The sequence below is a fragment of the Gracilibacillus sp. YIM 98692 genome (genome assembly GCF_010993965.1).
Lineage (GTDB): Bacteria > Bacillota > Bacilli > Bacillales > Amphibacillaceae > Gracilibacillus.
In genome coordinates, this window is sequence record NZ_WIXM01000010.1 from 17,124 (window position 1) to 31,822 (window position 14,699).

13 protein-coding genes and 1 tRNA gene are annotated in these 14,699 nt (G+C 36.3%); 7 read left to right on the top strand and 7 right to left on the bottom strand.

Annotated elements, in window-relative coordinates; genetic code table 11:
- Positions 1-140 precede the first annotated feature (140 nt).
- Positions 141-1,760: a BCCT family transporter gene (locus GHD00_RS10770; protein WP_163538172.1), complete on the bottom strand. Its 1,620-nt coding sequence runs from the start codon at positions 1,758-1,760 to the stop codon at positions 141-143.
- Between the two features lie 592 nt (positions 1,761-2,352).
- Between GHD00_RS10770 and GHD00_RS10775 the strand changes: the two genes are divergently transcribed.
- The 3 genes from GHD00_RS10775 (at position 2,353) to GHD00_RS10785 (ending at position 4,735) form a co-directional block, all read left to right on the top strand.
- Positions 2,353-2,425, top strand: a tRNA-Val gene (locus tag GHD00_RS10775).
- 442 nt (positions 2,426-2,867) lie between these two features.
- Entirely contained in the window at positions 2,868-3,425 is a 558-nt protein-coding gene (locus GHD00_RS10780) for an HAD family hydrolase (RefSeq protein ID WP_163538173.1), read from the top strand.
- Positions 3,426-3,682: 257 nt separating this feature from the next.
- Complete coding sequence (locus tag GHD00_RS10785) at positions 3,683-4,735, top strand: MDR/zinc-dependent alcohol dehydrogenase-like family protein (protein WP_276208273.1); 1,053 nt, start codon at positions 3,683-3,685, stop codon at positions 4,733-4,735.
- A gap of 124 nt (positions 4,736-4,859) precedes the next feature.
- Here GHD00_RS10785 and GHD00_RS10790 read toward each other — a convergent pair whose 3' ends face one another.
- The 3 genes from GHD00_RS10790 to GHD00_RS10800 all read right to left on the bottom strand — a co-directional run bounded on the left by GHD00_RS10790 (position 4,860) and on the right by GHD00_RS10800 (position 7,599).
- The gene (locus GHD00_RS10790) at positions 4,860-5,657 is read right to left on the bottom strand and encodes an SDR family NAD(P)-dependent oxidoreductase (protein ID WP_163538174.1); all 798 of its coding nucleotides are present in this window, start codon (positions 5,655-5,657) and stop codon (positions 4,860-4,862) included.
- Between the two features lie 499 nt (positions 5,658-6,156).
- Positions 6,157-6,954: an HAD family hydrolase gene (locus GHD00_RS10795; RefSeq protein WP_163538175.1), complete on the bottom strand. Its 798-nt coding sequence runs from the start codon at positions 6,952-6,954 to the stop codon at positions 6,157-6,159.
- 498 nt (positions 6,955-7,452) lie between these two features.
- On the bottom strand, positions 7,453-7,599 hold the full coding sequence (locus GHD00_RS10800) for a hypothetical protein (protein ID WP_163538176.1): 147 nt from the start codon (positions 7,597-7,599) through the stop codon (positions 7,453-7,455).
- A 443-nt stretch (positions 7,600-8,042) separates the two neighbouring features.
- Here GHD00_RS10800 and GHD00_RS10805 point away from each other — a divergent pair, with 443 nt between their 5' ends.
- Entirely contained in the window at positions 8,043-8,549 is a 507-nt protein-coding gene (locus GHD00_RS10805; RefSeq protein ID WP_163538177.1) for a DUF4373 domain-containing protein, read from the top strand.
- Positions 8,550-8,885: 336 nt separating this feature from the next.
- Here GHD00_RS10805 and GHD00_RS10810 read toward each other — a convergent pair whose 3' ends face one another.
- Positions 8,886-9,935 carry an aldo/keto reductase gene (locus GHD00_RS10810; RefSeq protein ID WP_163538178.1) on the bottom strand — a complete coding sequence of 350 codons (1,050 nt, stop codon included), beginning with the start codon at positions 9,933-9,935 and terminating at the stop codon, positions 8,886-8,888.
- A gap of 82 nt (positions 9,936-10,017) precedes the next feature.
- On the opposite strand from GHD00_RS10810, the gene GHD00_RS10815 reads away from it, so the two are divergent.
- Positions 10,018-10,908: an AraC family transcriptional regulator gene (locus GHD00_RS10815; RefSeq protein WP_163538179.1), complete on the top strand. Its 891-nt coding sequence runs from the start codon at positions 10,018-10,020 to the stop codon at positions 10,906-10,908.
- A 72-nt stretch (positions 10,909-10,980) separates the two neighbouring features.
- Here the strand turns inward: GHD00_RS10815 and GHD00_RS10820 are convergent, their stop codons facing one another.
- Positions 10,981-11,430 carry an HIT family protein gene (locus tag GHD00_RS10820; RefSeq protein ID WP_163538180.1) on the bottom strand — a complete coding sequence of 150 codons (450 nt, stop codon included), beginning with the start codon at positions 11,428-11,430 and terminating at the stop codon, positions 10,981-10,983.
- Positions 11,423-12,487 carry a zinc-dependent alcohol dehydrogenase gene (locus GHD00_RS10825; protein ID WP_163538181.1) on the bottom strand — a complete coding sequence of 355 codons (1,065 nt, stop codon included), beginning with the start codon at positions 12,485-12,487 and terminating at the stop codon, positions 11,423-11,425. Before GHD00_RS10825 ends, GHD00_RS10820 begins: the two co-directional genes overlap by 8 nt.
- Positions 12,488-12,956: 469 nt before the next feature.
- Here GHD00_RS10825 and GHD00_RS10830 point away from each other — a divergent pair, with 469 nt between their 5' ends.
- Positions 12,957-13,502: a D-lyxose/D-mannose family sugar isomerase gene (locus tag GHD00_RS10830; protein WP_205600744.1), complete on the top strand. Its 546-nt coding sequence runs from the start codon at positions 12,957-12,959 to the stop codon at positions 13,500-13,502.
- 87 nt (positions 13,503-13,589) lie between these two features.
- On the top strand, positions 13,590-14,675 hold the full coding sequence (locus tag GHD00_RS10835; RefSeq protein ID WP_163538182.1) for a TRAP transporter substrate-binding protein: 1,086 nt from the start codon (positions 13,590-13,592) through the stop codon (positions 14,673-14,675).
- Positions 14,676-14,699 lie beyond the last annotated feature (24 nt).

The window sequence follows — 14,699 nt, forward strand, 5'->3', positions numbered from 1 at the left end:
GAAATATGATTTTGCCTTAATGTGGTGAAACAAAGGGACGGTTCTCGTGTTTCATTTTTCGATCGTTGTGGAGGATTGTGAGAGCAACCTCCATTCATAGTTGGAATGAAACGGTAGAAACGTCCCCGTGTTTTAGCAAGTTATTTGTCTTTCCATTTTCTTTTTAGCTCTTTTAATTTGGCTTCGATATCATGTTCTTCTCCAAATTCAGTCTGAAAGTTTCCTTCCAATTGATTCTTTTTCCTTTTCTGTCGAATCTTTGCCAGTTTCTTTTCCAGTTTTTTTATTTCGACGGGTTCTTTTCCTAATGCCTTCAATATAGCGATACTCATCATTAGCAAGACTAACGTTAATGGTAAAGCGCTGACTATGATCGCTGTTTGTAATCCGGCCAAGCCGCCTCTTCCCATCAAAATTAGAGCAGAGGCTGTCAGAAATAAGCCCCAGCTGATTTTGACAAAGTTTGGGGGATGCAGGCTGCCGTTTGTCGTTTGCATTCCTAAGACGAATGTAGCGGAATCGGCTGATGTGACAAAAAATGTTGCAATTAGTATTATGGAAATGGTGGATAAAATAGCGCTCCCTGGCATCTCGTTAAACGTAGCGAACAAGGCCGTTTCTAAGCTTTGACCTGCAATATTTGCACCTTGAAACAATTCATAATAAATACCCGTGCCACCAAAGACACCAAACCATAGGATACAAACAGCTGTCGGTACAATCATGACGACAATAATAAATTCTCGGATCGTCCGTCCTTTGGATATACGAGCAATGAACGTACCAACAAATGGAGCCCAGGCAATCCACCACGCAAAGAAGAAGATTGTCCAATTTTGGACCCATGATGCATTCTCCTGATTAAAGGGGGCCATTCGAAATGACATCATCGGTAAATTCTGTAAATATCCCCCGGTCGTTGTCATTAATAGACTGATGACAAATTCTAGAGGGCCAAGTAGTAAGAAGGTAATAAACAATACTACCGCAAGACCCATGTTAGCATTACTCAAATATTTGATTCCCTTATTAATGCCCGTACTTGCTGAAATAATAAACAATACAGTGGTGATTAGAATGATAATTATTTGTATCCAAAACTCGTTGGGAATCCCTGTTAAATAGGAGAGTCCGCCATTAATCTGGGCAGCGCCGAGACCGAGCGAAGCAGCAACTCCAAATACCGTTGCAAAAACGGCAATGATGTCAACTGTAATACCAATGGGTCCCTTGGTTTTTTCACCAAGGATGGGATACAATGTGGCACTCATTATACCTGGGGCATCTTTCCTGAATTTAAAGTAAGCTAAGGCCAATGCTACTACGGCATAAATCGCCCAGGCATGAAGCCCCCAATTTAAATAGGTATATTGAAGGCCTACCATTGCCGATTCTGTTGTCCCCCCTTCTCCAAAAGGTGGATTCGTCATGTGTGCAATCGGTTCTGAAATACCATAAAAGAGTAAACCAATCCCCATACCAGCACTAAATAACATCGCAATCCAAGTTGCTCGGCTGTATTCAGGTTGATCTTCATCTTTGCCTAATTTGACTGATCCATATTTACTGAAAATCAAATAAATCGCAAAAACCAAAAAGAAAAAAGCTGCTAACAAATAGAACCAACCGAATTTATCCAATAAAAAGGCATTTGAACTCGCCATGACGTTAGTGATGTTTTCAGGAAAAACAACACCCCAGGTTACAAAAATAACAGCGATTGCCATACCTATCCAATAAACGTACGTAACTTTCTTCATAAAAAACCCCTTCCTTTCGGTGAACTTATCTTTTCCAGAAATTGAAGGTAATATTTATTTTTATTAAGAAATTTTTAACGTTTATAGTTTTGAGTGCCGGTCACTTACCGGTTAAGAAGAGGAGTAAGATTCCTCCGCAAAGGGTAAAAGATACCTATGCAAGGACCACCTTGGCTCAAGTGTTTGTTTGTTGGTGGCGGACACTTGTTTAGAAAGTGGTTTCTTTTTGGGATGGAGGCTATTAGGGGATGCTGTTTACCTATATGATTCCTTTATGTGATGTGGGAATCGGTTATCGATTTTAGTGATTGATCGTATGGTGTGGGAGGCCTGTAATAGGTTTATTGCTGTTGCAGAGTATCCCACTTGCTATTTTCTAAAAAATTACGTTGGATATGTTATGGAGGAGTAAGGGTATTGAGTAAAATAGCTATTTTTGATAATATCCTGCCTGTTCCTTTACTCCTTTCAAGTTATTTAGGGTATTCATCTAGTACATATGTGTATATAGTAGAGTGATTTTTATTTAAATATTGACAAAAGTATTATATTGCTATTATATTAATAGTTACCTAGTAAAATTTTATAGTGTGATTCCGTAGCTCAGCTGGGAGAGCGCCACCTTGACAGGGTGGAGGTCGTTGGTTCGAGCCCAATCGGAATCACTAATACAGAAACGCCAAACATCTTTTGTGATAAGAGGTTTGGCGTTTTTTATATTAGTACAGATCATCAATACGTGACTACAGATGATATAAGAAACCGTCAACCTTTTATACGTGCTAGTCACTAGTAACAGGTACAGGAAAATTTGTTGTGTTCCACAATAGGAACAACATGCTTTTAACGTTGCACATAAACATCCTTGCACAGAAACGCTATTATCGGAAGTACCTAAGGCTGAACCAGAGCTAAAAGTGATCGTATCATTTTTGAAGGAGAAGTTCCAAATCCAGGAAAACCGCCAGCGGATGTGAATTCCATCCAAGATGTCCTTACGCCACGAAAAAGTGTCAGACAGAAATACCAGAAATGAAGGCGGTAAGCAGGGGTAAAAGACATTTTTCGGCATGCCGCTGTGCGGAAGAATATTGAGAGGTGTTGATTATGGAGCTAGGGCGCAATAAGGAAAGGGAAAAGAATATCATTGTATTTTTAGATGTTGGAGACACGATTGTCGATGAAAGTACGGAAATACGTGATAATCAGGACATTGTAATTAAGGCTGACTTGATACCGGGAGCAGATATGATGGTAAAGACGTTAGCGGAACGTGGTTATACGCTTGCCGTTGTAGCGGATGGATACGCACAATCGTTTAAAAATACATTAACCGAACATGGGTTGTATGATTATTTTTCTGCTATGATTTATTCAGAAAACATTAAAGAATTAAAGCCTAGCCCTCGAATGTTTAAAGCAGCAATTGGAGCCTTAAATCTTAGTGAAAAGGATATTCCTAGAATTGTGATGGTTGGTAACAATTTACGAAGAGACATTTCCGGTGCCAATCGAATGGGAATCACGAGTGTTTATCTAGATTGGACAACGAGGTATCCAAAAGTGGCTCGCGATGAAGATGAGGTGCCAGATTATACGATAAATCTTCCGGTTGAGTTAATTGATTTGATAGAGGAACTTAATCAGCAGCTGGATGTTGTTTAGGGATCTGTCCTTTCCCACAGACCAATTTAATAAAGAGTACTCTTATTATGGGGCTTTCGGTGATTTTGATACATCTTTAATTGGATCAGTATATAGCAGGTCAACAAGTGAATTTACGATTTAATCCTGAGTATTGTCATATGTTTGATATAGGGGCAGGAAAAAGAGTAGACTTATTATAGTATACATAATATTAGGAGGGGAAAATGGTGGGAAATATAGATCGTGAACAAATAACACAGGAGATACCCGAAAAAATGAAAGCGGTTAAGGCTTATGGTGCAGGAGATTATCGTCTTGAAAATGTCGATGTACCAAAGATTACAGAAGATGAGATACTAGTGAAAATCGAAGCGTGCGGAATATGTGCCAGTGATGCTAAAGCGTACTCCGGAGCACCGATGTTTTGGGGAGATGATTTCCAGCCAGCCTATATCAAACCACCTGTCATACCAGGGCATGAATTTGTTGGTCATGTAGTGAAAATGGGGCATAACGTTACTGACTTTGATATAGGTGACCGCATTATTTCAGAGCAAATTGTACCATGCTGGAATTGTCGTTATTGTGATAGAGGGGAATATTGGATGTGTGAAAAGCATGATATTTATGGTTTTCAGAAAAATGTAAATGGTGGGATGGCAGAATATATGAAATTTACCAAGGAAGCCATCAACCATAAAGTTCCTAGTGAATTACCCTTAGAAGAAGCTGTGCTAATCGAGCCCTATGCTTGTTCTTTACATGCTGTACAACGGGCAAAAATTGAGTTAGGGGATACAGTAGTCATTTCAGGGGCAGGTACTCTTGGTCTAGGTATGGTCGGTGCAGCCAAACTATCTGGGGCCGGCACTCTGATAGTATTGGATTTACTAGATAATCGGTTAGAGTTGGCAAAAGAGTTTGGAGCGGACATTGTTCTGAACCCATCTAAAATGGATGTAGACGCAGAAGTAAAAGCATTAACAGATGGTTACGGATGTGATGTCTATATAGAAGCTACTGGACATCCAAAATCAGTAGAGCAGGGGATTTCCATGATCCGCAAGTTGGGAAGGTTTGTGGAATTCAGTGTATTTAAAGATCCGGTTACCATTGACTGGAGTATTATCGGTGACCGTAAAGAATTAGATATTTATGGTTCACACTTAGGACCGTATTGTTATCCAATCGTTATTGATCATATCACTAAAGGCAAATTACCTACAAAAGGAGTAGTAACGCATAAACTCTCATTGGAAGAATATGAAAAAGGCTTTGAACTTGTAAAAAATGGCGCCGAATCTTTGAAAGTGATTTTGACGCCATAGGGAATAGCTGTTACTTCCTGGAAAAGGTAGAAGGGGCTGGCCAAAAGGTGTGTAATACCACCTTTCATTTTTGGGTGCTTGTCACTCCCCGCTATAGTGCAAATGGAATTAAAGCCTATGTTAGCTAATCCCAGCTTGGCATAGGCTTTTTAATGCCATCCTTGATCCATAAAAATTTTCCGTTCACGTTGTTTGATTTAGGTTTTAACAAATCTAATATAACTTCGACTGTTTTCTCGGGGGAATCACCGCCTGATTCATCAACCATTTCAGCCCACTTTGTCACACCCTCAATTCCTGATTTTTCAGCATCATCCTTTATATTTGACCACATTTGTGTTTTAACTTCACCGGGATGAATGACATTTGCTGTGATACCAGTCCCTTCTAATTCAGCTGCAAGTTGTCGTGTAAAATGGTTAAGTGCAGCTTTACTCGTCGCATAGGCGCTATTTATGCCGTTCGGTTTAACAAGAGAAGCAGCGGAAGTAATATTTACAATTCTCCCCCAGCCTAGCTCCATCATTTGGTTTATAAAAGCACGACACACAAGGTAGGGACCTCCTGTGTTAATCATTATCGTTTCCATCCACTGTTGTGGGTCGCTATCCTGTATCCATTGCATTTCACCATGAACCCCAGCACAGTTAATCACAAGGGAAGGAGCGCCATGTTTTTCTATAACAGTTTCAGCCATCTGATTGACACTCTCTATACTGTCTAGATCTGCTCGAACAACCATGGAATTTCCCTTAAACTGATCTATCTGTTCAGATGTACTTTCTAGCTTTGCAACTGACCGCCCTACTAGAACAACCATCGCTCCTTCTTTCGCAAGACCAATTGAAACTGCTTGACCAATGCCGCTTCCTGCACCTGTCACCACTGCAATTTTTCCTTTAATAATCGAATCGTTAGACATATGCACACCTCATTTAGTTCTGTATGTAGTAGACATTATCTATATTCTGTATTTCATGACAGACTCCTTCTATAAACATAAAAAAATTAATTTTCATGCCTGTCACTTCCTGGTTTATGTCGAAGGCACTTTTGTTTGATTATGTGAAATGTTGAGCAAAATTGTGTAATTAAGTAACCTCCGACATGATGACATAGCGGATTATATATAATTTGTACATAAGTATGGGATTTGGGGTATGAATGGGGAGTTTTACCTGGAGGTTATGATTGCGTTTTGACGGGATTGGGAGGAGCATATGGTAAGGGAATGATTCGAGGCATAAATGGCCACTAAGGATGTTTTTAGATCGGTTTAAATTCACTAATGATGCGATGGGGCTTGAAGTTGGCGATTATTTTACCTTATCAGAGTCTATATCGTGTTACAGAAGAAGTGCATTCTACGTAGATAAGCTAACGAAATAGATTATACTTATCATTTTTTATTGAAAATAACCCTAAATCACATATGGTTCATATGATTTATGAAGATAGCGTTCTATAAACTCTGCCAATCCATCATTTTCGTGGTGTCCTGTAACAAAATCAGCTGCTGCTTTAACTTCATTGCTAGCATTCCCCATTGCCACTCCAGTACCAACATGGCGAAGCATCGCTATATCATTAGGGCCATCTCCAATCGCCGCGACTTCATTTGGACTAATTCGAAATGCGAGAAGTAAGCTTTTGATAGCGGACCATTTGGAAACATTAGGAGCAACCATCTCAAATCCGTCATTCCAATCGGTGACTTCTGCTTCCTTTTTAAACAAAGCGGATAATGCAGGACTTGGTGCACCTGTTCGAACACTATATTTAAGAACATCTTGATAATTTGCCTGTCTTAAATCTCCAATATACCGTGGTGGAACTTGTCCAACTTTTGTCCAATAATCAATTTCTTCATTTGTTTTCTTACAATAAAGCCCATTTGCAGTATGAATAATAACATTACAAGGATTTTCAGCCGTCAAATGGTGAAATCGTTGTTCGTTTATTCTGACGTTTTTCATTTGTATAGCTCTTCCTGTATCTGCATCGTGAATAGCGGCACCATTCAAACAGATCATCGGAGTTCGTAATCCAATTTCTTTATGGTAGGGAGCGGTTACTTCATAGTGTCGACCAGTGGCTAGAAATACCTTGACACCTTGGTTAATGAGTATATTAATTGCTTCCTTATTTCGTCTGGAAATGTTGTTTGAAACGTTTAGTAGTGTACCATCCATATCAATAAATATTGCGCGCACATTCATGTTTAATTCCTCCTTAATCGTTGCTAACCCCATCATATCATCTGAATATTAAAGCTAAGTAAACTCAGTGTTCAGATTAAATGAAGTTGTTTAGGGTGTCTGTCACTTCCTGCAAAAATACCAAGCAATCTGATGAAGGAATAAAATCGAAGTTACATGTAAAGAGTTTGGTAGAAAATAAAAAGATGGCTCAGCCCTGCAAAACGGTAGCGGGGAAAAGCCATCTTATCGCATCAAAGTTTCCAGCCCTACAATCGATAGCGGGGAAAGAAACAATGTTTATATATAATATCTACATAATTAGATTATAACTTTTATATCTTATTGTCAAAAACAAAAATTGTTACCTTTTCTTCGATGGTTTTATACTGTATTGTATAGAAGAACAAGATCTTAAACCAATAGATAGCTACAATCCGAGTGATCTCGTGTTAATTTCTTTGAATGATGTACATTATAAATTTGTGAAGGAGAGACTTTTGAACAAAGGGTTAAATTCTAATCGACTTTTGTTATCTCTTTGACCTCTTCTTCCCATTTTTTTATAGCTTCGAGTCGTTCTTTATGCTGTTTTACTAGAATGTCTTTCATATTTGGCAGTTCTTTTGTTGTTATTGGCAAATAAAGAATTTTTTTGTCACTCATTTGTTCGCCTCCTTAGTTGCAAAGAATACATTATTTGTATTGTTTTTGTATGTTCCTATTCACTTCTAATTTACCCTAATTTTTAATGTTTAAAACGTTGCTGTCTACCGTAGAGATAAATGACGTCATGTCCTTTGATTAAGTTTATTTATAGTTTAGCTTTGGAAAACGTTTTAACTATGTATGAGGATTCATTTTTTGACGGGGTAGGTTGTATGAGCTCATCTTTTCACTTGTTTTTCTCCTAATATTTTATGTTTTAAATTTAAAAAAATACATTAATTTCCCTTGCTTGTTACTTCCACTTTGTCGAATAATGGTGATCACTTTCAACAGTACGTGGATAGACGATTATGCATCAACTAAAAATCGCTAGACACTTCTTCCTATAAATTTCGATTATAGTATCGAAAAAATCTATTATTTTTAGGGAGGGTGTCTTTATGGCGAGACCAATGAAGCAGGGTGTGGATTATTTTCCGTTGGATGTGCATTTGGATGATAAGTTCAAGTTTGTGGAAATCAAATTCGGATTAAAAGGATTTTCGATGGTGATTAAATTAATGCAGAAGATTTATTCACAAGGGTATTGGTGTAGGTGGACGGAGGATGAGGTTTTATTATTTGCGCATGAGGCGAGAGCGGATGTGGAGTTCGTGGAACAAGTCGTGGAAGAATGCTTGAAGCGAAATATTTTTGATCGCAGCAAATATGAAACTTTTCGCATTTTGACATCTAGAGGAATTCAAAAGCGTTATAAAGCAATGGTGAAAAGAGGAGAAGGTGTTGAAGTAATAGAGGATTATTTGTTGATGGAGGAGAGGGTGTCGCAAGAAGCAAAGAGTAACAAGAATGGTGAGGAAACAGAAGACATGAGTATTGAAAAAGTTAATGACGACATAAATAAACAAAGTAAAGAAAAGGAAAGTAAAGGAAAGCAAAGTAAATAAGAACAAATTAAAGCAAAAGAAAGTAATGATTTACATAAGAAGAATAATACGCGCACGCTTTTGGTCTAGAGCAATTATCAGATGATGTTTCCTTCTATAAGATTGCTGTATGTGATGAGGGAATCGGATATGGATTTTAGTGGTTGATCGTATGGGGTGGGGGTTCTGCTTTTGGTGGATTGGTGTTGTGGAGCGTGCGGCTAGCTCTTTTAAAAAAACAAAAAACTCAAGACAAAGTTAGTGGTTAACTTTTATCCTGAGTCTTGTTTTTGAGTGGGAATTGTTGAAATCAGCACTGAAGAATTACACCTATGTTTGTTAAATAATTTATTGGAATTAAAAGATTCTACTATTTACTCGAGTTTCATAATAATCTGGATTTGAGCCTAATTTGTCTAAAATAGGTTTTGTTATTTCATTTAAGCGTTGAATTATTTTATCATCCAATTTTAAATAAGCAGCTTGAACATTGAGGTCTAAATGTTTTTTTGTACGTGAACCGGCAACTACTGTGGAGATTCTTTGATCTGATATAGTCCACGCCAATGCCAATTCAATAATATGAACACCCAATTCATTTGCAATGTCTTGTATTTCAGGAAGAGCTCGTGTTATTTCTTCTTCAGCTCCTTTCTCCCTATGTCTAGTCCCTTCACCACGTAGATAATGGAAATGTCTTGACCTTGCTTGCATAGGTTTTACTTCATCTAAATTTTTATATTTTCCCGTTAATAATCCTTGCTGTAACGGCATGTAACCAATTACACCTACATTATTTTCTTCACAATTTGGTAAAATATCCTTTTCAATTCCTCTAGAAAAAAGGTTATAAGGAAGTTCATTGCATAAGAAAGGAATATTGGTTGACCGGACTTCTTGCATTTGATTTATACCGTGATTACTAATACCTATATATCTAATTTTCCCTTCCTTCCTTAATTGATTTAATGTTTCAAAAGCTAATTGAATATTAGGAGAGGTATTTATAATCTCTTCATCGTCAGTAAAATGACGAATAGAATGTGAATGAATGGGCCAATGTAACATATAAAGGTCAATATAATCGGTTTGTAATCTTTTTAAACTATTTTCACATGCTTTCTTAATAGAAGATGGATAAGCCTGAGCAGGATTAAATTTAGTTCCTATAATAGCTTGTTCTCTTTTGTTTTTTAAAGCAATACCTAGAGATTTTTCACTCTCGCCATTATTATATACTTCTGCTGTATCAAAGTAATTTATGCCAAGATCAAGCGCTTCACCAACAATTGTATTGACATCATTTTGACTTTGATCTCCCCAATATGTTCCACCGCCATATTGCCAACATCCCATACCTAAAACACTAACCATTAAGTTTGAGTTTCCAAGTCGCCTTTTTTCCATGACACAACCTCCTTAAATTTTTCCATGATAAATCATAGAAACAGTGATAAAATGATAATTAATAATGAAAGTGGGGAAAAAAATGGTTGAACAATTAAGAGACAGTCACCTTCGTACATTATGGATTTCACGGATAGATTACCGAGAAAATAGTGGCGTTAATACACATACCCATGAAGATTTTTTTCAATTAATTGTAATTATAGATGGTGAAGGTTCTATCAATATTGGAAACAAAGAATATTCGATTCTATCTAAATGTTTGTATTTTATTCCTAAGGGAGTACATCATAGTTTCCATTTTACAAAAGATTCAACAACTATAGATTTTAAATTCCAAATACTTTCTGAAAAATTAGAATCACTTGTATATGAAATAGATGTATCTGAACCTTATCTAGTAGGCAGCTTATTAAATAATGTAAAAGAAGTCTTTAAGCTTTCCATTGATCATTTGCGATACCCAGATCCAATTCTTTTATATAGAATTGAGGTTGAGTTTAAAGCTTTTTTTCTTTCTTATTTACAGGGTAATTCCATGATGAAAGAAGACAACGATGGAAAAACTCCCTTAGTTAATCAAGAAATTCATTCTGATTTTCCAATTATTGAATATCTAAATGAGCATCTTCAATCCAAAATTAGCTTGGAGGATATTGCGAATCATTTTAACTTTCATCCTCATTATTTAATAGAATTGTTCAGAAAAAAATTAGGAACAACACCTATGAATTTTTTACAACAGTTACGAGTTGAGAAATCAAAAGAACACCTTGAATTTACAAATTATACAATCAGTGAAATTGCTGATCTAGTTGGTCTTACAGCTCCATATTTTTCAAGATTATTCAAAAGTGTAGAAGGTGTTTCTCCAACAGAATATAGAGAGCAATCAAGAAGTGTAATAGGTAAAGACATAGTTCTTGAACAAGACTTCCTTTCTTATTTAGAAAAGCAACCACCAGTGTTGTAGCAATATAATGAATAGCATTAGATTTTAAAAGCTCTTATGAATAGACATAAGAGCTTTTAAAATAAAAGTAAGCTATTTCGATCCGTTAGTCATTTTCTCATAATAATTTCTCAACTTGTATACGCGTTCTTTCATAATTTCTTCCTTTTCTTTCACCTTGAATTCTGGACTATTAATAAAAGCCTCTCCCCATTCTTTTTTACCTTTATATTTTGGCACAAGATGAAAGTGTAAATGGGAAACTAAGTCACCATAAATAGCATAATTAATTTTATCTGCATGAAATATTTCTTTTATTGCTCGCGCAGCATTCGAAATACTTTTCATAAATTGTTTAAGCTCATCATCTGATAGCTCGAAAAGTTCATTTTTATGTTCATTTAAAGCAACTATACATCTTCCCTTATGTGTTTGATCCTTATTTAAATATAAGGTTGAAATATCATTTGAGTATACTTCTATCATTAGGTCATGTAATTGTTGGTTTTTGATACAATAAAAGCAATCATGTTGCTTATTCATTTTTATTCGAATCCTTTTCACTGCTGCTATCTGGTTCGCAATCAATCATAACGTGAATGGTATCGCCTTTATGACTATTACGTGTTTTAAAAGCTTCATTTACACGACTTAATGGATAGATATGTGTAATAGTTTCTTTAGTATTTACAAGGCCATCTAATACAAGTTGTAAACCTTGGTCAAAGTATTTACGATTGTCAATATCACGCTTCGGCTCTGTAGATAGAATTTCTAAACGTTTCTTATGGACTTTAAAGAAATCAACGGGTTTATGACAAGTGCCAATACAACCATACATTACAATACGTCCATTTTGTGCGGCTGAGTCAATGGCGTCGACCATTCCATCACCTTCAAGTAAGCAGGGATAAACAACATCAAAACCATCTGGGAAATCCTTTCCTACAATGTCCATTGTATTTGCATCCTTTGAAGGTAACTTATAAGTATGCGTTGCACCATACTTTTTGGCTAGTTCTAACTTTTCGTCAAATAAATCTGTCACAACTAGATTACGAGGACTATATAGGCTGAGCACTTGTGTCAATGCAAGTCCACTTACCCCTTGCCCCATTATCAGGACAGTTTTGTTTGGCGAAATATCCCCTAGTTCAGCTGCAGAAACTAGTGCTGGTAGAACTTCCACTAAGGAACCTTCAATTAGAGGAAATTCTTTTGGAAGAGCCTTTACTGAGAACGGATTACAGCAAACATATTCAGCAAATGCCCCCCATACATATCGTAAAGCAACATGATCCCCTTCTTTTAATCCAATTACATTCTCTCCAACTTTATCAATAACTCCAGCAACCTCATGTCCAAGTCGAGTAGGATAAGATATAAATTCAGGATCACGTTCACCACGATAAACTTCTACGTCACTACCACAAATCCCAACCCATCTTACTTTAATTCTAACCTCTTCTGGCTTAGGCTCAGGAATTTTGGCATATTTAACATCAATTTCCCCTGGATTTTCCATTACAGCACATAACTGTGTTCCCGGTCCATCATGGTCAACCAGTTCCATAGATGGAACCATCATTTTTCGTACCATATATAAATCCCTCCAGTTCTTCAATTATTGGTTAATAGTTGGATGGTATCGTTACCAACTTGTTAGTAGTGTAAGTGAATTTTTTAAAAACTTCTATGACTGAAATACACTTTGATTTGTCGAAAATTCATATAATCATTTTTAAAAGTATCGTTACAGTTATAAATGTAACGTTGATTTCCCAAGCGAATCTATATAATATTCCGTAATAATAAACGCTTTTAATTCGGTTTATATAAAGATCATTATTAAATAATAGATAAGACTTATATTTAAATATGAGTTAATAAGTAGTTCACTTGAATATGCCCTAATAAAGTGATTAAAACCATTATCCATATGCATTTTTAAAATAAAACAATTTGTATAGGCTGAATTTTAGATAAGAGTAAATGTATTTTCGATATAGATTTTTGTATACGCTTTCTTTAAAATACAAATTAACTTCAACGAAAAAAGGAGGTAAAACATGATAACAAGAAAAGAGTTTACTCAAACTCGTGATGAAGCAATAAGTTATCTTTCAAAAACAGGAGTTGTACTTAGAAAAGATGAAATGGATAACTTTGAAGTTGCTGATTTTGGATTAGGTAGAATTCGAGAAATTGGTTTGCAACTGATTGTTTATGTTAATACTGAACGTCATTGTGCAAAAGAGCTAGTGTTATTACCAAAACAAACATGTCCGCAGCACTGGCATCCGCCAATTGGGGAGTTGCCAGGTAAAGAAGAAACATTTCGGTGCCGTTATGGTACAGTGTACTTATATCTTCCGGGACCAAAAACAGAAAATCCTAAAGCTATTGTTCCAAAAGGTAGAGAAGATTACTATACAATCTGGAATGAGGTTATATTGAAACCGGGAGAACAATATACGATCCCGCCAAATACTCCTCATTGGTTTCAGGCAGGAGAAGAGGGGGCGGTTGTATCAGAATTTTCTACAAAAAGTACGGATGAATTGGATCAATTTACTGCTCCTGATATAAATAGAGTCCCTGAAGATTTGAATTAATAATAGAATAGGTATTTTGGAAACGCTTTTTGGTTCGTAAAGCACAGTTTTTAGAACTTCTACTAATATTTATGGAGGGGAAAATAAATGTTTAATAGAAAAAAATTATTTATCTTTATGATCTTAGGTTTATTAATGATTGTCGCAACAGCTTGTGGATCTAACGCAGCAGGAAATTCTGATGATACATCTAATAAAAATGATAGTGATTCACAAAATGAACAGAACGCCGATGAAAATGAGCAAAATAAGCAATCGGATAATGGCGAAACGTATACGATTAAAATGGCTACACCAAGTACTCCAAAGGATTCAAATACAATGGCGTTTTTAGAATTTAAAAAGATCGTAGAAGAAGAAACGGATGGACAAATTCAAGTTGATGTTTTACACAGTGGCCAGTTAGGTGGACATTCTGATTATATTGATGCACTACAAATAGGGTCTATTCAGGCTGCAGAGCTTAGCACGTCTGTACTTTCAGGAATTCATGATAAATTTATGATCTTTAGTATGCCATATATCGCAAAGAACATGGATCATATGACGGAAGTTGTAAATGGTGAAGTTGGTAATCAATTAAGCGATGTACTAGAAGACGAAACAGGCATTCAAATTACCGGTTGGATGGTTCGAGGTGCTCGTAATGTCTATAGCTCCAAAGGACCGATTGAAACAGTAGAAGATTTTAAGGGACTAAAAATTCGTGTTATGGAGTCTCCAGCTATGATTGAAGCAATGAATCTCTTAGGCGCAAAACCTACACCGATTGCTGCGGATGAGCGTTATATGGCACTTCAAACAGGTGTTGTTGATGCAGCAGAAAATAGTGTTGCACTTGTATTAACCGAAAAAGAATATGAAGTAACAGATTATATTTCTTTTACGGAACACTTCCTTACACCAAATGTGATTGCGATGAGCTCACAGTTTTTGGATAAATTGCCTGAAGATTTAAGACAAACGGTGCTGGATGCAAGCCAGAAAGCCGCAGATTATGCTATTGAAGAAGAAAAAAGACAAATAGACGAATCTGTTGAGAAGCTAAAAGAAAAAGGCATGAAAATAAACAAAATTGATGATAAATCTGCTTTTATCGAAGCCGTAAAACCAGTCCATGATGAATATAAAGAACAAATCGGTCAGGATCTATTTGATGCATTTTTAAAATAGTTGTTTATTAATACAAGGCTGAAA

Bases quoted from the DNA above. Each gene is read 5' to 3' on its own strand.
- GHD00_RS10830 (WP_205600744.1), top strand. From the start codon at position 12,957: ATGATAACAAGAAAAGAGTTTACTCAAACTCGTGATGAAGCAATAAGT.
- GHD00_RS10805 (WP_163538177.1), top strand. From the start codon at position 8,043: ATGGCGAGACCAATGAAGCAGGGTGTGGATTATTTTCCGTTGGATGTG.
- GHD00_RS10810 (WP_163538178.1), bottom strand. From the start codon at position 9,935: ATGGAAAAAAGGCGACTTGGAAACTCAAACTTAATGGTTAGTGTTTTA.
- GHD00_RS10780 (WP_163538173.1), top strand. From the start codon at position 2,868: ATGGAGCTAGGGCGCAATAAGGAAAGGGAAAAGAATATCATTGTATTT.
- GHD00_RS10800 (WP_163538176.1), bottom strand. From the start codon at position 7,599: ATGAGTGACAAAAAAATTCTTTATTTGCCAATAACAACAAAAGAACTG.
- GHD00_RS10835 (WP_163538182.1), top strand. From the start codon at position 13,590: ATGTTTAATAGAAAAAAATTATTTATCTTTATGATCTTAGGTTTATTA.
- GHD00_RS10785 (WP_276208273.1), top strand. From the start codon at position 3,683: ATGAAAGCGGTTAAGGCTTATGGTGCAGGAGATTATCGTCTTGAAAAT.
- GHD00_RS10770 (WP_163538172.1), bottom strand. From the start codon at position 1,760: ATGAAGAAAGTTACGTACGTTTATTGGATAGGTATGGCAATCGCTGTT.
- GHD00_RS10795 (WP_163538175.1), bottom strand. From the start codon at position 6,954: ATGAATGTGCGCGCAATATTTATTGATATGGATGGTACACTACTAAAC.
- GHD00_RS10815 (WP_163538179.1), top strand. From the start codon at position 10,018: ATGGTTGAACAATTAAGAGACAGTCACCTTCGTACATTATGGATTTCA.
- GHD00_RS10825 (WP_163538181.1), bottom strand. From the start codon at position 12,487: ATGGTACGAAAAATGATGGTTCCATCTATGGAACTGGTTGACCATGAT.
- GHD00_RS10790 (WP_163538174.1), bottom strand. From the start codon at position 5,657: ATGTCTAACGATTCGATTATTAAAGGAAAAATTGCAGTGGTGACAGGT.
- GHD00_RS10820 (WP_163538180.1), bottom strand. From the start codon at position 11,430: ATGAATAAGCAACATGATTGCTTTTATTGTATCAAAAACCAACAATTA.